The 23,569-nt window shown below is 57.9% G+C and carries 20 protein-coding genes and 1 pseudogene; 7 read left to right on the top strand and 14 right to left on the bottom strand.

Translation table 11 applies throughout. The features are described 5' to 3' along the window. Window positions 1-9: 9 nt before the first annotated feature. Both ACOI6Z_RS09165 and ACOI6Z_RS09160 read right to left on the bottom strand, forming a co-directional pair. Window positions 10-270 (bottom strand): DUF1471 domain-containing protein, encoded by a 261-nt coding sequence (locus tag ACOI6Z_RS09165; RefSeq protein ID WP_065812214.1) that lies wholly within the window; start codon window positions 268-270, stop codon window positions 10-12. A 141-nt stretch (window positions 271-411) separates the two neighbouring features. Beyond that, complete coding sequence (locus ACOI6Z_RS09160) at window positions 412-1,026, bottom strand: flavin reductase family protein (protein ID WP_023288943.1); 615 nt, start codon at window positions 1,024-1,026, stop codon at window positions 412-414. Window positions 1,027-1,122: 96 nt separating this feature from the next. On the opposite strand from ACOI6Z_RS09160, the gene rlmF reads away from it, so the two are divergent. Then, on the top strand, window positions 1,123-2,037 hold the full coding sequence (rlmF, locus tag ACOI6Z_RS09155; RefSeq protein ID WP_044521825.1) for a 23S rRNA (adenine(1618)-N(6))-methyltransferase RlmF: 915 nt from the start codon (window positions 1,123-1,125) through the stop codon (window positions 2,035-2,037). Here the strand turns inward: rlmF and ybiO are convergent, their stop codons facing one another. The 6 genes from ybiO to rhtA form a co-directional block, all read right to left on the bottom strand. After that, on the bottom strand, window positions 2,038-4,233 hold the full coding sequence (gene ybiO, locus ACOI6Z_RS09150) for a mechanosensitive channel protein (protein ID WP_065812172.1): 2,196 nt from the start codon (window positions 4,231-4,233) through the stop codon (window positions 2,038-2,040). It abuts the gene before it with no gap. A 110-nt stretch (window positions 4,234-4,343) separates the two neighbouring features. Then, a complete protein-coding gene (gene glnQ / locus ACOI6Z_RS09145) occupies window positions 4,344-5,066 on the bottom strand; it encodes a glutamine ABC transporter ATP-binding protein GlnQ (RefSeq protein ID WP_004212183.1) in 723 nt (240 codons plus the stop codon). Continuing rightward, entirely contained in the window at window positions 5,063-5,722 is a 660-nt protein-coding gene (glnP, locus tag ACOI6Z_RS09140) for a glutamine ABC transporter permease GlnP (protein WP_002895837.1), read from the bottom strand. Before glnP ends, glnQ begins: the two co-directional genes overlap by 4 nt. Window positions 5,723-5,847: 125 nt before the next feature. After that, window positions 5,848-6,594: a glutamine ABC transporter substrate-binding protein GlnH gene (glnH, locus tag ACOI6Z_RS09135; RefSeq protein ID WP_004886198.1), complete on the bottom strand. Its 747-nt coding sequence runs from the start codon at window positions 6,592-6,594 to the stop codon at window positions 5,848-5,850. A gap of 416 nt (window positions 6,595-7,010) precedes the next feature. Beyond that, window positions 7,011-7,514, bottom strand: a complete 504-nt coding sequence (dps, locus tag ACOI6Z_RS09130) for a DNA starvation/stationary phase protection protein Dps (RefSeq protein ID WP_004886200.1) — start codon at window positions 7,512-7,514, stop codon at window positions 7,011-7,013. Window positions 7,515-7,751: 237 nt separating this feature from the next. Next, window positions 7,752-8,639: a threonine/homoserine exporter RhtA gene (gene rhtA, locus ACOI6Z_RS09125; protein ID WP_023288946.1), complete on the bottom strand. Its 888-nt coding sequence runs from the start codon at window positions 8,637-8,639 to the stop codon at window positions 7,752-7,754. A gap of 351 nt (window positions 8,640-8,990) precedes the next feature. Between rhtA and ompX the strand changes: the two genes are divergently transcribed. Then, window positions 8,991-9,503, top strand: coding sequence for an outer membrane protein OmpX (gene ompX, locus ACOI6Z_RS09120; RefSeq protein WP_004886207.1), 513 nt, complete (start codon window positions 8,991-8,993; stop codon window positions 9,501-9,503). Between the two features lie 96 nt (window positions 9,504-9,599). On the opposite strand, the gene ACOI6Z_RS09115 is transcribed toward ompX, so the two are convergent. Both ACOI6Z_RS09115 and mntS read right to left on the bottom strand, forming a co-directional pair. After that, on the bottom strand, window positions 9,600-11,180 hold the full coding sequence (locus tag ACOI6Z_RS09115) for a phosphoethanolamine transferase (RefSeq protein ID WP_023288947.1): 1,581 nt from the start codon (window positions 11,178-11,180) through the stop codon (window positions 9,600-9,602). 268 nt (window positions 11,181-11,448) lie between these two features. Then, window positions 11,449-11,574 carry a manganase accumulation protein MntS gene (gene mntS, locus ACOI6Z_RS09110; RefSeq protein ID WP_023288948.1) on the bottom strand — a complete coding sequence of 42 codons (126 nt, stop codon included), beginning with the start codon at window positions 11,572-11,574 and terminating at the stop codon, window positions 11,449-11,451. A gap of 185 nt (window positions 11,575-11,759) precedes the next feature. On the opposite strand from mntS, the gene mntR reads away from it, so the two are divergent. The 4 genes from mntR to ACOI6Z_RS09090 all read left to right on the top strand — a co-directional run bounded on the left by mntR (window position 11,760) and on the right by ACOI6Z_RS09090 (window position 15,673). Then, a complete protein-coding gene (gene mntR / locus ACOI6Z_RS09105) occupies window positions 11,760-12,233 on the top strand; it encodes a manganese-binding transcriptional regulator MntR (RefSeq protein WP_004886216.1) in 474 nt (157 codons plus the stop codon). After that, on the top strand, window positions 12,230-13,342 hold the full coding sequence (locus ACOI6Z_RS09100; RefSeq protein WP_032455222.1) for an anion transporter: 1,113 nt from the start codon (window positions 12,230-12,232) through the stop codon (window positions 13,340-13,342). The genes mntR and ACOI6Z_RS09100 overlap by 4 nt, the downstream gene beginning before the upstream one ends. A gap of 169 nt (window positions 13,343-13,511) precedes the next feature. Further along, a complete protein-coding gene (locus ACOI6Z_RS09095) occupies window positions 13,512-14,888 on the top strand; it encodes a glycoside hydrolase family 1 protein (RefSeq protein WP_065812171.1) in 1,377 nt (458 codons plus the stop codon). A 68-nt stretch (window positions 14,889-14,956) separates the two neighbouring features. Further along, window positions 14,957-15,673 (top strand): GntR family transcriptional regulator, encoded by a 717-nt coding sequence (locus ACOI6Z_RS09090; RefSeq protein ID WP_065812170.1) that lies wholly within the window; start codon window positions 14,957-14,959, stop codon window positions 15,671-15,673. Window positions 15,674-15,820: 147 nt separating this feature from the next. Here the strand turns inward: ACOI6Z_RS09090 and ldtB are convergent, their stop codons facing one another. After that, entirely contained in the window at window positions 15,821-16,735 is a 915-nt protein-coding gene (ldtB, locus tag ACOI6Z_RS09085; RefSeq protein WP_032428696.1) for a L,D-transpeptidase, read from the bottom strand. 177 nt (window positions 16,736-16,912) lie between these two features. Further along, a pseudogene (locus ACOI6Z_RS09080) lies at window positions 16,913-17,828 on the bottom strand (tyrosine-protein phosphatase). A 48-nt stretch (window positions 17,829-17,876) separates the two neighbouring features. Between ACOI6Z_RS09080 and ACOI6Z_RS09075 the strand changes: the two are divergent. Continuing rightward, a complete protein-coding gene (locus tag ACOI6Z_RS09075; RefSeq protein WP_023288955.1) occupies window positions 17,877-19,469 on the top strand; it encodes an ABC-F family ATPase in 1,593 nt (530 codons plus the stop codon). Between the two features lie 374 nt (window positions 19,470-19,843). Here ACOI6Z_RS09075 and ACOI6Z_RS09070 read toward each other — a convergent pair whose 3' ends face one another. Together ACOI6Z_RS09070 and ACOI6Z_RS09065 are read right to left on the bottom strand one after the other, a co-directional pair. Then, window positions 19,844-22,207, bottom strand: coding sequence for a glycoside hydrolase family 31 protein (locus ACOI6Z_RS09070; RefSeq protein ID WP_065812168.1), 2,364 nt, complete (start codon window positions 22,205-22,207; stop codon window positions 19,844-19,846). Between the two features lie 15 nt (window positions 22,208-22,222). Then, window positions 22,223-23,524 carry an MFS transporter gene (locus ACOI6Z_RS09065; protein WP_004886240.1) on the bottom strand — a complete coding sequence of 434 codons (1,302 nt, stop codon included), beginning with the start codon at window positions 23,522-23,524 and terminating at the stop codon, window positions 22,223-22,225. Window positions 23,525-23,569: the final 45 nt, after the last annotated feature.

Here is a 23,569-nt window from a genome sequence, read left to right as displayed (position 1 = left end):
AAAAAAGGGTTATTGATAAATTATAGCTGAACCGTACAGCCGGTTACCGCTGCTGGCGGCATTGACCCGCCAGGCTATCGCCCCACGACGGAGGGCCTTATCCGCGAGGGCGGCCACCAGGTCGTCAAGGGTGCGGGCGCCGGAGGCGGAGACGGTGCCGACAGGACGCAGCGGCCCGTCATAGGGCAGTACGGGGGGCGGCGGCAGGGAAGAGGCCGCGTCGGCATGAGCGGCAAGCGCAGCGGCAAACAGCAGCGAGGTGATTTTCATCAGCATATCCTCATAAACAGCATGGGACATAGCTTAAGTGTAGGCCTTTCCAGCCCGCGCGGTAGGGAATTTTTTATGCAAAAACAAGGCGTTTCGCCCGCAACCGGCGCAGGGTAGCGGTCCCCGCGCCAGGGATATTATTTAGCGGGCATCCGGGCGGATCATGTCAAAACGCAGGCTGTCATCAATACTGTAATAGGCGCTCGGCCCCCCGGCACGCAGGATCGGCTGAGCGCGGGCGGTTTGATAGATGCCGTTCTCCAGCAGTGATTCATCGATATGCACGGCGACCACTTCGCCGAGCACCAGCCATGTATCGACAAGGTTGCCGTCGGCGGTGGTGAGCTGAATACATTGCGACAGGCGGCACTCAAAGTTCACCGGGCTCTCCGCCACCCGGGGGGCCTTGACCAGGCGGCTGGCGGCGGCGGTGAGTCCGGCGCGCACGAATTCATCCTCATGGTGCGGGATCGAGGCGGAGGTTTCGTTCATCGCGGCGGCCAGCGGGCGCGTCGCCAGGTTCCAGACGAACTCCTTCGTTTCGACGATATTTCGCACGCTGTCTTTCCAGCCGCTGCTGGCGAAACCAATGATCGGCGGGCGATAGTTAAAACAGTTAAAAAAGCTGTATGGCGCCAGATTACGCTGGCCCTCGGCGTCCTGCGAGGCGATCCAGCCTATCGGGCGAGGCCCGATTATTGCGTTGAGCGGGTCATGCGGCAGGCCGTGGCCCTGCGAAGGTTGATAAAAGTACATGCTGCACCTGTCACGGATAAAGGAGATATCCAGACTCCCTTATTTACCGAGCGGCCGTCAACGGGTATCTTACGCGGCTGTTCAAAGGAGATTGTCATGAAAGCCCAGAAACCGGGGTTACACCCGCGTAACCGCCACCATCAACGCTACGACCTGCCCGCGCTCTGCCAGGCGCATCCTGACCTGCAGGGATACATTACGCTCAATCCGCTGGGTGAGCAGACCATTGATTTTGCCAATCCGCAGGCGGTAAAGGCGTTGAATAAAGCGCTGCTGGCGCATTTCTACGCGGTCAAACACTGGGACATTCCTGATGGTTTTCTCTGTCCGCCGGTGCCCGGGCGGGCCGATTATATTCATCATCTGGCGGATCTGCTGGCCGGGGACAGCGGCGAAGTGCCGAAGCAAGCCACGATCCTCGATATTGGCACCGGCGCCAACCTCATTTATCCCCTGATCGGCGTTCACGAGTACGGCTGGCGCTTTACCGGCAGCGAAATCAGCCCGGAAGCCTTCGCCAGCGCGCAGGCGATTGTCAATGGCAACCCGGGATTGACCCGGCAGATCCGTCTGCGTCGGCAAAAAGAGAGCCAGGCTATCTTCCACGGCGTGATCCACAAAAACGAGACCTATGACGCCACGCTGTGTAATCCGCCGTTCCATGACTCCGCAGAGAGCGCCCGGGCGGGCGGTGAGCGCAAGCGCCGCAATCTCGGACTCGGCGCCGACAGCGGGCTTAACTTTGGCGGTCAGCAGCAGGAGCTGTGGTGCGAAGGGGGCGAAGTGGCCTTTATCTCGCAGATGATCCGCGAAAGTCAGGCCTTCGCCCGCCAGGTGAAATGGTTTACCTCGCTGGTGTCGCGCGGCGACAATCTGCCGCCGCTCTACCGCCTGCTGACCGAGGTCGGGGCAGTGAAAGTGGTGAAAAAAGAGATGGCCCAGGGGCAAAAGCAGAGCCGCTTTATCGCCTGGAGCTTTATGGACGACGCCAAACGCCGCCGTCCGTTCTAACTACTCCGCGGCCGGGCTGTCGGCGCCCGGCATCGGCAGCTGCTGCCAGGTTTGTACCGGGGCGCGAACCCCGGCGCGGTCGAAGTGCTTTTTCACCTGGGTGTCGAGGGCAAAACGCACCGTCCACTGCTTCAGCGGCAGGGTGGTGAAGCTGACGCGCAGCGTAAAGGCGGTATTGCTCAGCCCCACCAGCCCGGCGAACGACGGTTCGCCAATGATCAGGCCGCGGATCTCCTCCTGGGCCAGCAGATCGTCCACCGCCGCCTTCAGCGCCTGACTGGCTTTTTCCAGATCCTCATGGCGGTCGACGTCATAGTTGGCCACCACCGAGCCAATGCCGCGCACGAAGTTGGCAAAGGTGGTGATCGAGGACCAGGGGATAATGTGATAAGCGCCGGTATCCTGGCGCACCCCCACTGAGCGAATCGACATCCGTTCCACCGTGCCGGTCAAGGGACCGATGGTGACCAGATCGCCGGTATTCATCCCGTTCTCAAACTGGATAAAAATACCGGTGATAATGTCTTTGACCAGGGTTTGCGCGCCAAACGAGATGGCCAGCCCCAACGCCCCGGCGCCGGCCAGCAGCGGCGCGATATTGACCCCAATCTCCGAGAGCAAAATCATCACCGTGATGGTGCTGATCACCACCGCCAGCGCGTTGCGAAACAGCGTCAGCAGCGTCCTGGCCCGCGCGCTGGGCAGCGGGCGGCCATGGATATCCGAGGCCAGTCGGTTTTCGATCAGGCTGGCCAGCACCGTCCAGCCGATAGCGGAGAAGAAGAGGATAAGGGCGATACGGATCAGCACATCCACCGTTTTTTGCCCGGCATCGTTGTGCAGCCATTCGCGGAAGTCAAACAGCCCCCAGGCGCTCAGGAGCAGCATGATGGCGACGCAGACGGTGAGAATACGCGCTGCCTTCAGCGACGCGGAGATCCAGCCGTTCAACCGCTTTTGCAGCTCAGGATAGTTGCGCTGAGTGGCAGGGGAGAGGGTGATGGTTTTGGCTATCCAGCGCGACAGAATGCCGGACACCAGCGCCGCGCCGCCGATGATCGCCAGGCTGCGCAGGGTGGCGCCCATCATAAATTTCAGGCTGTTGCCTGGGTCGAACAGGGAAAAGAAAAAGAGCACCACAAAGTAGGCGCAGGCCAGCCAGTGCCAGATCAGGGCGAAGGCGCGGATAAACAGGCTAAAGAAGGAGAGCGAGCGGTCAGCCAGATGGATCAGCCCCTGCGTAATCACCGCTTTGTTATGGAAAATCAGATACAGCGCCCACAGCGTAATGCACAGCATGATGACGACGTTAGCCAGCGCGCCGACCTGAACATTCACCTGGTTGGAGATAATCGGCACCGCGACGATCAGGCCGTAGCCGATCAGGCTGCTGAGGGCGCTCAGGCGCAGGCTCCAGTAGGAGGCGGCCTCGTCGCTGAGGTTAAAGGGCCTGAGCGCCGGGATGCGCGGGCAGAAAATGAGCCGCAGGATGGCTTTAAAGAATTCGATCAGCGCGAAGGCGTTGAGGAAAAGGCTCTGCTGGAAGGCGATAGTAGGGTTGTCGCCATTCAGGCGATCGCTCAACAGCTGACCGATAAACAGGGTCAGCGCCAGCAGCAGCAGATCGATGATAAACGCCCCGGCGATGGTCAACGGCAGCTGGAGCCAGTTTCCGCGATCGCGGTTTTTATGCCGTCCCCATTCGCCCATTTTACGATACAGCGGCAGCGCCGCGAGGCGTACCAGCCACCAGAAGGCAAACACCAGCCCGGCCAGCAGTAAAAAATGCCAGGCGGCGCTGGTAAAGGTTTGCGGATTAAAGGGCTTATGCGGCGAGCCGGTAATATTGCGCCACAGCTGGGAGAAGCGCGATGAGAACTCATCGCCATATTCCCGGCTGATCTGCGTGACGTTCTCCAGCACCGTGGTCTCTTCTTTCACCGCCGGCGGCGTCAGCGTCGGGGTGCTGTCGGGCGGCGGCGTTGCGGCCGCTTTACGCAGCTGGTCAATGAGCTCCTGGCGGGCGGAGTCGTTGGCCAGCACGTCGGCCAGCGCGGCATAGGCCGCTCTTTTCTGTTCTACATCGGGTTCGCTGGCGCTGGTTTTATCGGCATTAGCGGTCGGCACGCCGGGCAGGGCGGCGGCGGAAAGCGGGGGAGTAAACAGCGCAGCGAGCAAAAGCAGGATCCACGGCATGGGCACCTCCGTTGCAACGTAAACGGGTAAGTATAGAAGCCGATGGCGGAAGGGGAGGGAAGAGGAATCTGGAAAGCGGCTCTCTCCGCGACGGAGAGAGCCGTTGTGGGTCAGGCGACGTGCTGCAGGAATTCCCGCAGACGCGGGCTTGGCGGGTTGTTCACCAGCTCCTGTGGGTTGCCGTCTTCGGCAATTCGTCCCTTGTCGATAAAGATCAGTCGCGAGGCCACTTTTTCGGCAAAGCCGATTTCGTGGGTCACAATCACCATCGTCATGCCCTCTTCCGCCAGATCCTGCATCACCTTGAGCACTTCATGACGCAGTTCCGGGTCGAGCGCGGAGGTGGGCTCATCAAACAGCATCATCTTCGGCTTCACCGCCAGCGCGCGGGCGATGGCCACACGCTGCTGCTGGCCGCCGGAGAGTTCAGACGGATAGTGATGCGCGCGCTCTGCCAGACCGACTTTCGCCAGCAGATCTTTCGCCAGCTTCTCCGCCGCCTGCTTGCTGGCGCCGCGTACCCGCAGCGGGCCAAACATCACGTTTTCCAGCGCCGTGAGGTGCGGGAACAGGTAAAACTGCTGGAACACCATCCCGGCTTCCTGACGAATCAGACGTTCGTCCACCTTCGGATCGTTGACCTTCAGGCCATCGACAATCAGATCGCCGCTGGTGATCTCTTCCAGTTTATTGATGCAGCGCAGCATCGTCGATTTACCGGAGCCGGACGGGCCGATAATGACCACCACTTCACCCTGATTGATTTTCAGAGAGATATCGTGCAGCACCTGGGTCGGGCCAAAGTGCTTGGAGACGTTTTTAAATTCAATCACAGGATTTTCATCCTTCTTTCAAGACGACGCAGAATAAAGCTCAGGACCAGGGTGATGATCAGGTAGATCACGGCAACGGCGCTCCAGATTTCCAGCGCGCGGAAGTTGCCGGCGATGATCTCCTGTCCCTGACGGGTCAGTTCGGCGACGCCGATGACGATGAACAGCGAGGTGTCCTTGATGCTGATGATCCACTGGTTGCCCAGCGGCGGCAGCATGCGGCGCAGCGCCAGCGGCAGGATCACGTGGCGAATGGTTTCGCGACGCGACAGGCCCAGCGCCAGGCCCGCTTCGCGGAAGCCTTTATGAATGGAGAGCACCGCGCCGCGGGTAATTTCCGCGATATAGGCGCCCGAGTTAATCATGATGGTCACTACCGCCGCGGAGAAGGGGTCAATGCGCAGATCGCTAAAGGCCATCGGCAGCGCAAAGTAGATGAACATAACCTGCACCACAATCGGGGTGCCGCGAATGATTTCAATAAACACCAGCGCGATGTGGTTGGCGATCCAGCCGCCGAAGCAGCGGGCAAAACCGGCCACCAGACCGATGATCAGGCCGCCGGCCAGGCCGAGGACGGAAATCCACAGCGTCATTTTGGCGCCTTCCAACAAAATCGGAATGGCAGGCCAGATGGCACTCCAGTCAAACTGCATAATACGTTCCTGTTACCGTGTCGAGAGCAGAGGAAAGCCTCCGCCAAAATACTGTCTCCCGCAACGTCTGTGCCGGAAGACCGTTGTGAAGTCGCCGGGACTGCGCCCGGCGATGTACGTTTTTATTATTTTGGTTCAGTGCCGAACCATTTTTTATAAATTTCGTTGTAGGTGCCGTTCTCGCGCAGCGTTTTCAGCGCACCGTTCACTTTCTCACGCAACTCGTCGCTGCCTTTCGGGAAGGCGATACCGTAGTTTTGCGCTTCCAGTGATTCACCTACCGCTTTGAATTTGCCGTTGCCCGCGGTTTTGATGAAGTAGAGGATGTTCGGCGTATCGTGCAGGACCGCATCCGCGCGGCCGGTACCCAGCTCCATGTAGGCGTTATCGATGTTCGGGAACTGACGCAGATCTTTGGTTTTGATATTGGCTTTCGCGTAGTCAACGGAGCCGGTGCCGCTCTTCACCGCGACCACTTTGCCGTTCAGATCTTTCACATCTTTGATGTCGTTATTATTGGCGTTGACCATCACCAGCAGGCCGCTCTTGTAGTAGCCGTCAGAGAAGTCGATGGCTTTTTTACGCTCGTCGGTAATGGTGATCCCCGCCAGCGCCAGATCGATATTTTTGGTTTGCAGCGCCGGGATAATGCCGCTGAAGTCCATTGGCTTCAGGGTGTAGTCGAGCTTCAGCTCTTTGGCGATGGCCGCCCACAGGTCAACGTCAAAACCCACATACTTATCGCCTTGCTTAAATTCGAACGGGACGAACGCCGTATCGGTGGCGACAACCAGGGTCTTATTGGCGGCATGGGAAGAAACCGCAAAAGCCAGGGTCAGTGCAGCCAGTGAAACTTTAAATACAGACTTCATAGCATTTCCTTTTATATCCACGGGACGATCCCCTGCGAGAACGACTAGCCTAATGAAAAAATCGTGCCACTTTTACAAGCTGTTGTTTTTCAACAAACGAAGCGGTAGCCGTTGCACAATATCGATCGTTTCAGGCAAAGAGTGCACCATAACGGGGCGTTATTTTGGTGCATCCTGAGGTCGCTGAATAACGAGCCCATTTTTAGCGCAAACCCTGATGGGAAAACAATCTCGCCGTAACGATTGTGTGAGGTGATTATTACAATTGTTTTACTTTTGTGCGCATTTTCATCAATTTGACGCCCTGAAATGGTGCAAGGCCAGCGGGTGAGGGAAAACCGAGGAGGGAAAAACAACAAGGGCTGGGTGGGGAAAGCAAAGGCGCCGTCGACCGCGCTGCGGCCGACGGCAAAGCCTTACTCGATATTCGCTTCAATAAACCACAGGAATTTATCCAGGTCGCGGGAAGCGGCGGTGAAGATATCTGCGGTATCTTCGTCTTTAGCTTCGCCGATCGCTTTGCGCACATCGTTAGCCACTACCGCGTAGCGGTCAGCCAGCGCTTTCAGGTGATCCTGAACATGATGGATATCCAGTGGGTAGCTCTGCAGCGGGGTTTTGCTGTTGATCACCTGAGTGGTGCCCAGGGCGACGCCGCCCAGCTGCACGGCGCGCTCCGCCATGGTATCCAGATGCTCAGTGAGCGCAGTACGGAAACCGTCCAGCATTTCGTGCACGGCGATAAAGTTCGCACCGCGCATATTCCAGTGTGCCTGCTTGGTGATAAGGGACAGGTCAATGAACTGGATCACCTGGCGATTCAACAGCTCAATGGTCGCTTTCTTTTCGCTGTCAGCGACATCGTTGCGGGTATAGACCAGATTAGATGCTTTTGATTTAACCAGTTTAGCGGTACTCATCGTTTCATATCCTCTTGATATTGATGCTCGTCACACTTCAAAACTGAATGATGTGGAGCGTTGTCCCAGGTAACTTCGGGACTAAGTATAGCAAGGGTTTTAAAGTATGAGGCATCGGCAGGCCATATCACTCCGATAGCGCAAAGTGGTTGGCTATTTGAAAAAACAAGTCCAATCAGAAGGTTAGCGAAGGCTGGCAGGCCCGCAGCTGGCGCGGGCCGCCGCCGTAACAGAATGTTAATTGATATCGACTTGCTTGATTTTGCTCTGCCGCTGCATGGTCAGCGTGGCGCCCATTGAGGCGATGATAATGGCGCCCAGCGCCAGGGTCTGGGAGAGGTTCAGGGTTTCGCCAAGGAAGATCATACCGGACAGGGCGGCTAGCGCCGGCTCGAGGCTCATCAGCGTACCGAAGGTGCGCGTCGGCAGGCGCGTCAGGGCCATCATCTCCAGAGAGTAGGGGAGTGCGGTGGAGAGAATGGCAATCCCCAGCCCCAGGGGCAGCAGCGACCATTGCCACAGCGTATCGGTGGCTTGCGCCATACCTAACGGGACAAAGACCAGCGAGGCGATAAGCGACCCCATCGCCACCGTGGCTGGACCATGCTCCTCGCCCGCGCGCTGGCCGGTCAGAATATAGACCGCCCAACAGGCCCCGGCGCCGAGAGCAAACAGCGCGCCGGTTAAATCCACCTGCGCCACGTTCTGCCCCAGCGGCAGGAGATACCACAGCCCGAGGATCGCCAGCGCCACCCAGACAAAATCCAGCGGGCGGCGCGAGCCGAAAAGCGCCACCGCCAGCGGGCCGGTAAACTCGAGGGCCACCGCCACGCCGAGCGGAATACGCTGCAGGGATAAATAAAACAGATAGTTCATCGCCCCGAGCGCCAGGCCGTACAGCAGCAGCGGCACGCGCTGCGCCGGAGAGAAACGTAGCCGCCAGGGCTTGAACACCACCACCAGGATCAGCGTCCCGAGCGCCAGGCGCAGGGCGGTAACTCCCGGGGCGCCGACCACCGGGAACAGCGATTTGGCGAGCGATGCGCCGCTCTGAATCGAGGTCATAGCGATTAAAATCACCACTATCGGCAACCATGCCGCCGCTTTTCGGGATGGACCGGGCATCCTTTCTCCTGTCAATTTTTGTCAAAAGGGGTAAAAGTTCCAGTGTACTGGAATTAGCTGCTGGCGGTTGAGCTAATGTTGAAAAAAACAGGGGCAAAAACAGTACAATGGCGAAAATTGCTGAGAAATTCACCAGGTGATTAGGATTAATCTGGATGCTTGCGAATTTCTTAATGAGCGTTAAACTGTAAGTTAACGCCAAAAACTGTTGTTTTCCATATTGTTATAGAAATATGGAAACTTTTGGTTACATGAAAAAGTATGTTAGACAATGTAAACTCCAAAGAGTTTCCCAAAAGTTTTTGATATATTTAAGGCTTAGGACTTATTAGAAACACATTTGAGGTGGTTATGAATAAAATTGCACGTCTTTCAGCACTGGCCGTTGTTCTGGCTGCATCCGTAGGTACTACTGCATTTGCTGCAACTTCTACCGTAACCGGCGGTTACGCGCAGAGCGACATGCAGGGTAAAGCGAACAAAGCTGGCGGTTTCAACCTGAAATACCGTTACGAGCAAGATAACAACCCGCTGGGCGTTATCGGTTCCTTCACCTACACCGAAAAGGATAATAACAGCAACGGTACTTACAACAAAGGTCAGTACTACGGCATCACCGCTGGTCCGGCTTACCGTCTGAACGACTGGGCAAGCATCTACGGCGTAGTGGGTGTTGGTTACGGTAAATTCCAGAACAACAACTTCCCTAATAAATCCGATATGAGCGACTACGGTTTCTCCTACGGTGCTGGTCTGCAGTTCAACCCGATCGAAAACGTTGCCCTGGACTTCTCCTACGAGCAGTCTCGTATTCGTAACGTTGACGTCGGCACCTGGATCGCTGGCGTGGGTTACCGCTTCTAATCACTCCGGTGATATAAAAAATCCGCCTCCTGGGGCGGATTTTTTTTGCCTGCTGACCGCCAGCCCGGCCGGTTGGCCGGCGCTGACCGCGTCGTTTTAGTTGATGGTGAACTCATCGCTGCCGAGGTGTGAATAGTCCACCTTCTGCAGCTGGAAGTTGGTGATATACACCGGGCCGGCCTTCTGCTCAGAGATAAACCGATAGCGCGGGGCGATTTCCGCCGCCTTGATGCCGGTCCATTGCGAGAAGAAGCTGAGGAAATCATTTGCCGAGCGCTGCGCCTTAATGACTTTATGCGCTTTGTCATCGCTGGAGAGCACCATAAACGGCACCTGGAAGTTCTGCTGGAACTTATCGTCGTGCGCCAGATACTGCACCTCTTTTCCTCGCTCCTTGAACGCCAGACCATGATCGGAAAAGTAGGTCAGGGAAAAGGTGTCGCCGGAATTTTGCAACTGGCTGTAGAGCTTAGCCAGCAGGGTATCGGTTTGCGTCATGCTGTAGAGATAGCAGGAGGTCTCTTTCGACTGGACGAAAACCGTATATTTGCCTTTGGTCCGGTCGCAGGCCTGCGGGTGCGAGCCCATCAGATGCAGAACAATCAGCTGCGGCTGGGTGCGCTGGGTGGAGAGCACCTGCTCGGTCAGCTTCAGTAACTGCTCGTCCTGGGTGTTTTTATTGGCTTCGAAATCGCCGTTTTTCAGGAACTGCACTTCATCCGCCCGTTTGGCGATACTGGCGATAGCGGTGTCGTACTCGCCGATCTGCCCCTGGTTGGAGAACCACCAGGTCTGGAAACCGGCGCGGTTGGCGAGGGTGACAAAGTTATCCTGAAACTGCGGTTTGCCATCGACCACCCGGTTAAGGGTCAGGCCGAGGGATTTTTGCGTCGAGCCGCTGGCGGCGACGTAGTTGTTAAACAGATACCCGTTCACCGAGCTGGCAAACGGCGTGTTGTCCCAGTGGCCGCCGAAGGCGCCGAGGGCGTCGCGGCGGGCGCTTTCACCGATCACCACCACATAAAGATGGTACTTCGGCTTCACCGCCAGCACGTGCCAGCTATCTTTCATGCCGGCCAGCTGCGCCATCCGCGCCTGCTCGTCCAGCACCTCGTTATTATTCACCACCACGTCTTTGACAAAACGGAAGGCCGGGTAACCAGTATCGATCACCTTGAATACACCGCCCCAGGCGAGATTTTGCACCGGCTGAAGAAAGAAGATCCCGATGCTGAACAGCAGGCCCAGGGTCTCCATTTTTCCCCAGCGGGTCTGCTCGACGATCCTGCGGCGGACCGCGATGATCCCCAGCGCGAAGATAAATACCGCCAGCAGATAGTTGTACCACGGGAAGATGGTGAGGATTTCCGTGGACTCTTCCACGTTGGTGGCGTGCAGCGCCAGCAAGGTATTGAAGTTGGGCGCGCCGTAAGCCTGGCCAAACGGGTAGTAGAGGGCCGCCAGCAGAGAATAAGCGCCGACCACTCCTTTCTGCACGCGCGGAAAGGCACGCCACAGAAGATGTAACACGCAGGTAAATGCCACGGTATAGAGCAGGCTAAATTCATAGCCCAGCGCCAGGTTAATCAACAGCGATTGCAAAAAGTAGAATCCTGTCCATGGGTTCAGTGCCAGTCGGCGGGCGACCAGCGTATCTTTCAGGGTGGTGACATTCATAGTAAACAATCAAAAAGAGGCCATGCGCATCCCCTGGCTTCAAGGGGTAAAACCTGCTGGACAGTGCGTGAAGAGGGTCTCTGCGAGCCGCGAATGTGGCAGGGCTGTGCAAAGATAGGGCTTGTAAATGGTAAGGTCAACCAGACATAACAGATTGTTTTGCGAGGACGCTTACAAAACTTGAAAAAAGGTGGGGGAAACGGGATAAACAGGTCAGTTTAGCGGCAGATGATGACGGAAAAATGAAGCGGCGTACCGCGACGCCGCCTTAGCGATGGGGTTTGTCCTGCTGCGGTTTACCGTTGATCATCTCGCACAGCATACCGAGCAGCATTAAGCGTACTTTAAAGGGTGAATGGCTGAACACGTTTAAGCACCTCTTGAATTCGTTCATCTGCTCTCCTCCTGCCTGTTCGCTCCATCACTCCCTGATGGATGTTTGCATTATATACAGATATAGCACAGGCTATATTTTATAGCTATGGCTAAAACGTTAAATTTTTGTGCTCTTGGCGCAATCCATTACAATGTGGATCTTTTTATATGATGCTTGACGCGTCACACGAATGAGGAAGCACAATGAACCGTCGCGCAGGTAAGCCAATAACAAAAAAAGTGACGCAGTTAGTAAATGTTGAAGAGCACGTTGAAGGGTTCCGCCAGGTGCGGGAAGCGCATCGGCGCGAGCTGATTGACGACTATGTTGAACTGATTTCCGACCTCATCCGCGAGGTGGGCGAGGCGCGTCAGGTGGATATGGCCGCCCGGCTGGGGGTCTCGCAGCCCACCGTCGCCAAGATGCTCAAACGGCTGGCCAGCGTCGGCCTTATCGAACAGATCCCGTGGCGCGGCATATTCTTAACCGCGGAGGGTGAGAAGCTGGCCCAGGAGAGCCGTGAGCGCCATCAAATCGTGGAGAACTTCCTGCTGGCGATCGGCGTCAGTCCGGAGATCGCCCGTCGTGATGCCGAAGGGATGGAGCATCACGTGAGCGAAGAGACGCTGGCGATGTTCCTGAAATTTACCCAAACACAGGGATCTCAGGAAGCATGACTCTTCCCTTCGTCCAGTCGCTGCTGCGCGATCGTTTTCTCCATCTGCTGCTGATTATCGCCTGCGTGCTCAGCGTGATGGTGCCGTTTGTCCCGGCAAGCTGGCCGGCGGCCATTGACTGGCATACCATCATTACCCTCAGCGGCCTGATGCTGTTGACCAAGGGGATTGAACTGAGCGGCTATTTTGACGTGCTGGGGCGTAAAATGGCCCGCCGCTTTGTCACCGAGCGTCAGCTGGCTATGTTTATGGTGCTGGCGGCGGCGCTGCTGTCCACCTTCCTCACCAACGATGTCGCGCTGTTTATTGTGGTGCCCCTGACCCTGACCCTGAAGAAGTGGTGCGCCATCCCGGTAAACCGGCTGATTATTTTCGAAGCGCTGGCGGTGAACGCCGGGTCGCTGCTGACGCCGATCGGCAACCCGCAGAACATCTTGCTGTGGGGACGCTCCGGTCTCTCTTTCCCTGGGTTTATCGGCCAGATGCTGCCCCTGGCGGCGGCAATGATGCTGACCCTGCTGGCGCTGTGCTGGTTCTGTTTCCCGGCAAAGCGGCTTACCTACCAGAGCAGCGATATGGCGCCATCGTGGCAGCCTAAGCTCGTCTGGAGCTGTCTGGGGCTCTATCTGGTGTTCCTGACGGCGCTGGAGATGGATCAAGCGCTGTGGGGACTGGCGCTGGTGCTGCTGGGCTTTCTGGCGCTGGCCCGGGCGGTGATCGTCCATGTTGACTGGTCGCTGCTGCTGGTGTTTATGGTGATGTTTATCGACGTCCATCTGCTGACCCAGCTTCCGGCGCTGCACCAGGTGCTGAGCGGGGTCGGGACGCTCTCCGGCGGTGGACTGTGGCTGACCGCCATCGGCCTGTCGCAGGTGATCAGCAATGTGCCCTCGACCATTCTGCTGCTCAACTATGTCCCACCGTCGATCCTGCTCGCCTGGGCGGTTAACGTGGGGGGCTTTGGTCTGCTGCCGGGCTCGCTGGCCAATATCATCGCCCTGCGCATGGCTGGCGATCGGCGGATCTGGTGGCGTTTCCATCTCTACTCCATTCCCATGCTGCTGTGGGCGGCCCTCACCGGCTATTGGCTCTTCAAACTCTGCGCCTGATTTCCGCAGCAGTCTGCCGCCCTCCACGTCGTTCGACAGGATCGCCCTCCGGGGCGATCTTTTTTTGCCCGGCTCACAGAAAACGATCCCTGGCTTTGCGCATCCGTTCGCTTTTCGATATATGACTAGTCATGAAATTTAAATGACTAGTCATATATCGAGGCGCAGGATGAACAACAGACTACCGGCAGATTTCTTATGGGGTAATTCCGTCTCCAGCATGCAGACGGAGGGAGCGTGGAACGAGGGCGGCAAGGGGATGTCGGTGTACGATATCCGGCAACCGGCAGAATTCGCTTCCGACTGGAAGGTGGCGACCGACTCCTATCATCGCTTTAGGGAAGATTTCGATCTGATGCAGGATCTGGGCATGAACTGCTACCGTTTTCAGATCGCCTGGAGCCGGGTGTGCCCTGAAGGAGACGGCGAGTTCAATGAAGAGGGCATCGCCTTCTACCATCAGTTTATTGATGAACTGATCGCCCGCGGCATCGAGCCGATGATCTGTCTGTACCACTTCGATATGCCGCTCTCGCTGGCGGAGCGCTACAACGGATTTACCGACCGCCGGGTGATGGACGCCTTTATTCGCTATGGCCAGAAGATGATCGCCTGCTATGGCGACAAGGTGAAATACTGGCTCACCTTTAATGAACAGAATCTGTACCATTCGCCGGAAGCGTTTCTGATTTCCGGCTATCTGGAGGGGGAGAAGACCCTGCGCGAGCTGTACCTGATCCAGCATCATGTGATGATGGCGCACGTCCATCTGACCGATCACCTGCATCAGACGAAGCCGCAGTGTCTGATGGGCGGGATGCTGGCCCACGCCCTGGTTTATCCGGCGACCTGCAAACCACGCGATATCCTGTGCACCCAGCAGCTGGACGAGTTTTTAAACCAGAACCTGCTGCGGGCTTACGCCGGGGAGGGCTACAGCCCGGAGGTGATGCATTTTGTCGCCACCGAAGGGTTCGATGATATCTATCGTCCGGAGGATCTCGCGCTGATGGCGACGGTGAAGGTCGATTATCTGGCGTTCAGCTATTACGCCAGCCGGACGCTGAACAGCGACGCGATCCCGCCGGGAACGGCGGTCAACAACTATATGCTGTATGGCAATCAGGATAACCCGTTCCTGAACGCGACAGAATGGAACTGGCAGATCGATCCGCTGGGCTTCCGGACCATTATCACCCGCTATTATAACGACTGGCGCCTGCCGGTTTTCCCGATTGAAAACGGCATCGGGGTGATTGAGTCGTGGGACGGTGAACATCCGGTTGCCGACGATTACCGCATCGCCTACCATCGCGACCATATCAACGCCATGAAAGCGGCCATGTTTGAGGATGGGGCGCAGGTGATCGGCTATCTCGGCTGGGGATTAATCGACATCCTCAGCTCGCAGGGCGATATGCGTAAGCGCTACGGCGTGGTCTACGTCAATCGCGAGAACCATGACCTCAAGGATCTGCGGCGGGTGCCGAAGAAGAGCTATGCGTGGCTGAAGCAGGTGATCCACAGCAATGGCGACGTGATGTAATGGTGTTCTGGCGGTCAGGCCGTGGATCCTGTCCGCCAGCCACTCACTGAATGTATAAGGACCGGGGAATGACGGCGAAGTATCTGCAAATCGCGCGGGAAATAAAAAAACGGATCATCAGCCAGCAGTATCCTGCCAGCGCGCCGTTACCTGACCAGTTTGCGCTGGCGGCAGAGTTCAGCACCAGCCGGATGACCATCCAGCAGGCGATGCGCCAGTTAATCGTCGAAGGGCTGATCTATACCCGCAAAGGGCAGGGCACCTTTGTGCGGAAAAATTTCCTTCAGCTGTCGCAGTGGGAGCTGCCCGGCAGCGACTATTTCGGCGCCACCAAAACCTGGGAGCATCTTGGCGAGATACAAAGCGAAGTGGTGCGCTTTGAGGTGCGTTTTCCCACTGACAAGGAGCAGAGTTCGCTGCTGATCGACGCCGATGCCCCGGTGTATGACTTTGTTCGCCTGCGGTTGCTCAACGGGGAACCGGTGTCGCTGGATCTGACGGTCATGCCGGTGGGGCTGGTGCCGGGGCTCAATAAAAGCCATCTGGAAAGCTCGGTGTTTCGCTATATCCAGGAGACGCTGGGGCTGAAGCTGATGGGATCTTACCGCGTGGTGCGGGCGATGAAGCCGGATGAACTGGATAAACAGCATCTTCACTGCGAGCCCACCGATCCGGTGCTGGAGGTGGAGCAGGTTATCTATCTGGAAGACGGCACGCCGCTGGAGTACGCCCACTGCCACTATCGCTACGACCACGGCGGGATTATTCTGGTGAATAACGGCTAGACCGGGGGCCCCGGTTGGCGCAGCGCTTAGCAGAGCCAGGGTGTTGTCAGGTTCAGTCGCCAGGCAAGGCGTCAGCCGCAGCCCGGCACAACACCGATAAAAAAAACGGCGGGCATCAGGCCCGCCGTTTTTATTGTCATGCAGAACTTAGTTCAGACGCACCGGCATACCGGAGCGGTTCTGGATAGCCTGCTCGACCACGTTCTGATCGACATCAGACTGGCTGGTGATCGCCTGTACCGGCTGAGTCAGGGTGATCGGCACGATCTCGCCGCCCTGGAACTGCGCTTCGGTGGTCGACAACGGGTTGTGAACCTCGATGTAACGGCTGCCGTCCGGCTCGGTGGTGGCTTTTACCGGCTCATCGATAAACTGCACGCGGGTGCCGACCGGCACGTTCTCAAACAGGAATTTGATGTCATCGTTGCGCAGACGTACGCAGCCATGGCTCACGCGCAGGCCGATGCCGAAGTTAGCGTTGGTACCGTGGATGGCGTACAGACGGCCGATATACAGCGCGTACAGGCCCATCGGGTTATCCGGACCGGCCGGTACGACGGCTGGCAGCGGGTTGCCGGCGGCAGCGTATTCCGCATGCATCTTGGCGGTCGGCGTCCAGGTCGGGCCAGCCTTCTTACGTTCGACTTTGGTGGTCCAGTTGATTGGCGTGTCTTTGCCTAACTGGCCGATACCGATCGGCAGAACAATCACGGTGTTGGTGCCTTTCGGGTAGTAGTACAGACGCATTTCGGCGCTGTTGATGATGATCCCTTCATGGACGGTATCCGGCAGGATCAGCTGCTGAGGGATGTTCAGGACGCTACCGCCCTTCGGCAGATAGGTATCCACCCCCGGGTTGGCTTCCAGCATGTTGGAAAGCCCCATCTGATATTTCGCCGCGAAGTATTCCAGCGGCTGCTTGTTATCATCCGGAATGGTGATGACCTGGTTCTGACCAACCAAACGGCTGCCATCGGTTGGCAAAGGATAGGTGACAGCAGACGCTGTATTGCAAAAGCCTACGATGGCGAAGGCTGCCGCTAAGAGTGTAGATAATTTCATAGTTTTTAATGTCGTGTGCGAAATCAACGCCACACAGGCCTTTGTTAATGATTGAGACAGTAGATGGGAGCGCATTATATGTGCATTCCGCTGAACAGGTAAATCAGATGTGTACGAAATCACATTTTTTTCCCTGTCTCCTCGGCTGCCGCGCCCTGGCATTCGGGGCGACGAGGGTTAGTCTTCCAGCAGCCGGGCCTGCAGCGCCGCGCGGACCGGGGCGGTCAGTTGGTACTCTTCCGCCAGCCAGGCGTCGACATTGCCATAGCGCTGCTGAATAACCGACAGCGCGGCGGCGAGATAGGACTCTTTCACCGTCAGGATGTCCGCCAGGCTCTGGCGCCCCTGGGCCGTCAGGTCGTTGCCGAGCATCTCCAGTATCCAGGCCTCCACCTGCGTCAGCATGCCATGGGTAAGGAGATACTCCTCCATCACCGTCTCGCTGTCGCATCCGACGGCGAACAGGGTTAACGCGCAGCCGACGCCGGTGCGATCTTTACCGACCGCGCAGTGTTGCAGCAAGGCGCCGTCGAAAGGGGTCGTCAGCCATGCGGCGAGCTGGCGATAGGCCGGATTGTTAAACGGCAGCTGGCGATAGAGTTGCAGCATAAACTGCTCGCCGTTGAGCGCATTAAGGGTGGCGGCATTCAGCTCGGTGACCTTCGCGTTGACCTCGCCGATCGGCGGATTGGCCGGCGCGTTGAGATAGTGGGTGAGCGGGCTCAGTTTGTCCGGCGTGCGCTGTACTTCACCGGGGTCGCGGTAGTCGAGCACCCGGCTGAGCGGCAGGGTATCCAGGTGGTCGAGATCCTCTGCCGTTAGCCGGTTTAGCGCACCGGAGCGTAGCAGCTTGCCGCTGCGTACCCGGCGTCCGTCGGCGGCGCGCTGGCCGCCCAGGTCGCGAAAATTAATGCCGCCCTGCAGGGATAAAAAGGCCGGATGTCGCGGTTGACTGGTGGTCATGGGACTCCTCATCATCACGTACAGAATAACGGTTTGCGCGCAGGTCTCTGGCGCATCTGACAAAGACCTTAGCACAAGCGCCGCGGCGGAATTTACCGCAGACCGTGAAAAGTGCGTCATTTACTGGCATAATGTCTGCTGTATCACACCCCTCATACTCTTTTTTCAGGATATCCCCGTGCTAGTATCCAGCAACGTTACCATGCAGTTTGGCAGTAAGCCGCTGTTCGAAAATATCTCCGTTAAATTTGGCGGCGGCAACCGTTATGGTCTGATCGGCGCCAACGGCAGCGGTAAATCGACCTTTATGAAGATCCTCGGCGGCGATCTCGAACCGACGCTGGGCAACGTTTCTCTCGACCCGAACGAGCGCATCGGTAAGCTGCGTCAGGATCAGTTCGCCTTTGAAGCGTTCACCGTGCTGGATACGGTCATCATGGGCCACGGCGAGCTGTGGGAAGTGAAGCAGGAGCGCGATCGCATCTACTCGCTCGCCGAGATGAGCGAAGAAGATGGCTATAAAGTGGCCGACCTGGAAGTGAAATATGGCGAAATGGATGGCTACTCTGCTGAAGCGCGCGCGGGCGAACTGCTGCTGGGCGTGGGCATTCCGGTTGAACAACATTACGGCCCGATGAGCGAAGTCGCCCCAGGCTGGAAGCTGCGCGTCCTGCTGGCGCAGGCGCTGTTCTCTAACCCGGACATTCTGCTGCTCGATGAACCGACCAACAACCTGGACATCGACACCATTCGCTGGCTGGAGCAGACGCTGAACGACCGCGACAGCACCATGATTATCATCTCGCACGACCGTCACTTCCTGAACATGGTTTGCACCCACATGGCGGATCTGGACTACGGCGAGCTGCGCGTCTATCCGGGCAACTACGATGAATACATGACGGCGGCCACCCAGGCGCGTGAACGTCTGCTGGCGGACAACGCCAAGAAAAAAGCGCAGATTGCTGACCTGCAGTCCTTCGTTAGCCGCTTCAGCGCCAACGCCTCTAAATCGCGTCAGGCCACCTCGCGCGCGCGTCAGATTGACAAAATCAAGCTGGAAGAGGTTAAAGCCTCCAGCCGTCAGAACCCGTTTATCCGCTTCGAGCAGGATAAGAAACTGTTCCGTAACGCGCTGGAAGTGGAAGCCCTCACCAAAGGCTTTGAAGACGGTCCGCTGTTCAAAAACGTCAATCTGCTGCTGGAAGTGGGCGAGAAGATTGCCATTCTGGGCGCCAACGGCGTGGGTAAATCCACGATGCTGAAAACCCTGGTGGGTGAACTGCAGCCGGACAACGGCACCGTGAAATGGTCTGAAAATGCGCAACTCGGCTACTACGCGCAGGATCATGAGTACGAGTTCGAAAACGACCTGACGGTCTTCGAGTGGATGAGCCAGTGGAAACAGGAAGGCGACGACGAGCAGGCGGTGCGCAGTATCCTTGGTCGACTGCTGTTTAGCCAGGATGACATCAAGAAGCCGGCGAAAGTATTGTCCGGTGGTGAGAAGGGCCGCATGCTGTTTGGTAAGCTGATGATGCAGAAGCCAAACATCCTGATAATGGATGAACCGACCAACCACCTGGATATGGAATCCATCGAATCGCTGAACATGGCGCTGGAGATGTATCAGGGCACCCTGATCTTCGTCTCCCACGACCGTGAGTTCGTCAGCTCGCTGGCCACCCGCGTGCTGGAGATTACCCCGGAACGGGTGATCGACTTCAGCGGCAACTACGAAGATTACCTGCGCAGCAAAGGTATCGAGTAATCCCGCTTCGTTACCCGGGGTGCGGCTACGCCTTACCCGGGCTACGCCTGGCATGTGATCTGTAGGCCCGCGCAAGCGTAGCGCCGCCGGGCAATAACCGCGGGTAAAGAGCCACTTTCGCGCCGGATGGCGGCTGCGCCTTATCCGGCCTACGGTCCGTGCCATTGTGAGCTTAAGAGCTCTATCTTGTACCCATGGTTACTGAAACTGTCCGTTACCCGGGCTACCAAACCGCACAGTGCTGTAGCCCCGGTAAGCGGTAGCGCCACCGGGGTTTTGAGGCCACCAGTTTGTAGCCCGGATTAGCGTAGCGCCATCCGGGAACATTATTAAATCCAGGCCGGGCGAGGCGTAAGCCGCCGCCCGGCATATGCTCAGAGCCTCCACTCCGTTCCTTCGACGCCATTCACCAGCAGTTTGCGTTTTTCTCCCGCCGGTAATGACAGCTTCAGCGCTTTCCACGCCGGGCGATAATTGCCGCGGGCGTTGACCTTCAGGTTGATAGTGCTGCTGTCGCACGCCATTTCCCACTCCAGCCACAGCGCATCGCCCTGTTTATAGCCCCAGCTTTCGCCGTCATCCTCAAACAGTAGACCCGAAGTGGTTCCGACGCCTTTCAGCGGGAACAGCTGCAGTTCGCGGCGATCGTCCTGTTGCGCAGCAACATGGCGGATGCGCTCGCTGAGCGGCAGTCCGGCCCCGGCGCGCACCAGCAGCGGCAGCGTTTCCAGCGGCGCGTCGAGGGTGACCCACTGGCCGCCGGCGAACCACTGGTGGCTGTAGAAATCGTACCATCCGGCCTGATTATCCGGCAGCCACACCTCACGCTGGCGGGCGCCAGGCTCGACCACGCTGGCCACCAGCAGATCGCGGCCCAGCAGGAAGTCATCGCATTCGGCGAAGGTCTGCGCGTCGTGCTGATGATCGAGGAAGGTCGGGCGCAGCATCGGCTCGTCGTCAGCATGCGCCTGCCACAGCAGGGTGTACAAATAGGGCAGCAGGCGGTAGCGCAGCTCAATAGCGGAACGAATGGCCGGGGTGACGGCCGGATACATCCAGGCTTCGTTGACCGTCTGGTCGTCATTCCACGAATGAATAGTAAAGCGCGGGTGCATCACGCCGTTTTGTACCCAGCGCACGAACAGCTCCGGCTCAGGTTTATCGCCGGAGAAACCGCCGACGTCGTGGCCGACGTTAAACAGCCCGGAAAGGCTCATGCCCAGCCCCATGCGGATGTTATAGCGCAGCGTATCCCAGTTGGTGCGGTTATCGCCGCTCCAGGTCTGGACGTAGCGCTGCATCCCGGCGCAGCCGGAGCGGGAGATGAGATACGGGCGCTTTTGCGGCGCAAAGCGCTGCTGGGCCTCCATCGAGGCGCGCATCATCAGCAGCGGCATCACCGGGCGAATATGCTTGATGGCGATTTCACGGCCAAAGCCGTAGCAGCGCGCTTCGCCGTTCCACACCTCATACTCGTTATTATCGTTCCAGGTCGAATCAATGCCCATCTCCAGCAGCTGGCTGGTGACCCCTTCCTGCCACCAGGCCACGGTTTGCGGATTGGTAAAGTCGAGATGCGATCCTTCATCGTCCCAGAAGCTGGAACGCTCCGGAGCGTCGGTTTGCGAATCGCGCACGAAGAGACCGCGCTCCGCCACCTCGCCATAGCGCGGATGGTCCTGCAGCAGGCAGGGTTTGATATTAGCGGCCAGCTTCAGCCCGGCGTCGTGGAACGACTGGCTCATCACTTTCGGCTGCGGCACCTTGTCGTGGTTCCAGTTAAAGACGTAGCGCTTGCCGTTGATCGAGGTATAGCCGGAAGAGAGCTGGAACGAATCGCACGGAATAGCGTGCTCATCGCACAGGCGGATGAAGTTCATCAGCTGATTTTGCGCATCCGGCGCGTCGGTATAGTGCATGGTCGAGCCGCTGTAGCCGAGGCTCCATTTGGGCCCGAACAGGGTTTTACCGGTCAGACGGACGAAGGCTTTGGTCACATCCAGCACCTGTTTACCGGTGAACAGGTAGTAATCGATATCGCCGGCTTCCGCCTGCCAGCGGCGATAGGCGGTATGATAGTTGTCGATTTCGTTACCCAAATCCAGCCAGCAGCTGCTCAGGTTGTCGTAAAACAGGCCATAGCTAACGTCGCTGCGTTGCGTGATGGTGAACGGAATATGTTTATACAGCGGGTCGGTGCTGGCGGCGTTGTAGCCCATGGCATCAAGGTTGCGCATTTCATAACGCTTACCGGTGCGCTGCAGGTCGCCGGCCTTTTCGCCCAGGCCATAGAAACGCTCGTCTTTGCGGCGGCTCAGATAGTGGGCGACGCCGTCGCCGTGGGCATTGGCCAGATAGGCGCTGGTGGGGCGGTCGTTGGCAAGCTGCTGCCATTCCCCGGCATCGTCGCGATAGCTCCACTCCAGCCACAGCGGCTGATGGACGGTGACGCGCAGCTGGCGGGTGGCGATGGTCAGCGTATCGTCCTCCTGGGTCAGCTGCCAGGCCGGGAGACTAAAACCGCTGAGGTCATCCCGGGCGCGGCCTTCCCACGGTACATCCTGCTGCGGAGCGATGCTCCAGGTGCGATCCAGCGCCAGCTGGCCCTGGCGTTTCAGCAGCACGCGGAATAGATTCTCTTCCAGTACGTACAGGCACAGGGTGTGCTGGCCATCGACCGTCAGTTCAACGTGATGCTCCAGCTGTTGATGCAAACTCCAGTGTTTCAACGTCTTCATATCTTACATCCACTCTCAGGCGCGCTTGGCGCGACGTTCAGCAATAAATGCCACCAGGAAAACGGCGCCAATCAGGTCAAAGAAACCCATGGCGATGAACAGCGGGTTGAAGCCAATTTTGTCGGCGGTCACCCCGATTAATAACGAGAACAGGAAGCTGGCGATCCACGCCGCGGATCCGCGCATACCGTTCACCGTCGCCATTTGTCCCTTGTCGAACGACTCCACCACCAGCGCGCTGAGCATGCAGGAGATGATCTGATGTCCGAAGCCGCCAATGGAGATCAGGACGATGGTGATATAGGGATCGCGGGTGATAGCGACGAGGGCCAGGGAGATCATCAGAAACGCGCCGGTCACCGAGCTGGCGATCACCGAGTTGACTCGCGTACAGCCGAACCAGCGAACGTACAGGCGGGTGAGGTAGCCGCTGACCACGCTGCCGAGGTCGGCGGCAAGGAACGGCAGCCAGGCGAACATGGCAATCTGCTTGAGATCCATGCCGTGCTCTTTGGCCAGGTACAGCGGTACCCAGAAGCTCAGCACCGCCCAGGCGGGCTCGGCCATAAACGCGGGAATGGCGATCCCGTAGAAACGTTTATTCTTCGAGACGGTTTTGAGTGCGGTAAAGAAGGGCTGTTTCACCGGCGGCGCTTCGTTATCCTGCTTGATGTACTCGAGCTCGCTTTTGCTGAGATTGGGGTGCTTTTCCGGGTTCTGATAGAAGGCCCACCACAGCACCACCCACAGCAGGGCCAGCGCGCCGGTAAACATAAACGCCCCCTGCCAGCCGAAGGAGGCATGGGCGAAGTAGATGATCGGCGGGGCGAGCATGGCGCCGATGGAGAACCCGACGCCAGCCCAGCCGGCGGCGATTGGCCGTTCAGACTTCGGGAACCACTCGCCGATGGTCTTGGCGTTGGCCGGGGTGGCGGCCGCCTCGGCCCCGCCCATAAAGAAGCGCAATATAGCCAGGTGCAGCCAGCTGCCGGCCCCGGCGTGGGCGATGCAGGCCAGCGCCCACAGGGTGGCGCAGATCATAAACCCGAGCTTCAGGCCGATGACGTCGATAAGCCAGCCACAGAGCGGTTGGAAAATCGTGTAAGCCAACTGAAACGCGCCGACGATCCAGGAATATTGTTCGGTGGTGATACCGAGCGTCGCTTTCAGTTCCGGGGCGATAATCCCCAGCGAGTTGCGTGTGATGTAGTTGACGGTGACGCCAAGTAAAAACAGGACCAGCACCCACCAGCGCAGGTTTTTTACCACCCGGCGCGTTTTGCTGACCGCGATATCATTGTTGAGGCCTTGACTCATAGCACACTCCACATGACGTTAGTAGGGGGAAAGTGACGATCTCAA

Source organism: Klebsiella sp. C239 (genome assembly GCF_048822715.1).
Lineage (GTDB): Bacteria > Pseudomonadota > Gammaproteobacteria > Enterobacterales > Enterobacteriaceae > Klebsiella > Klebsiella quasipneumoniae.
Note: the sequence above shows the minus strand (reverse complement) of the source record. Positions and strands in the feature narration are given on the sequence as shown.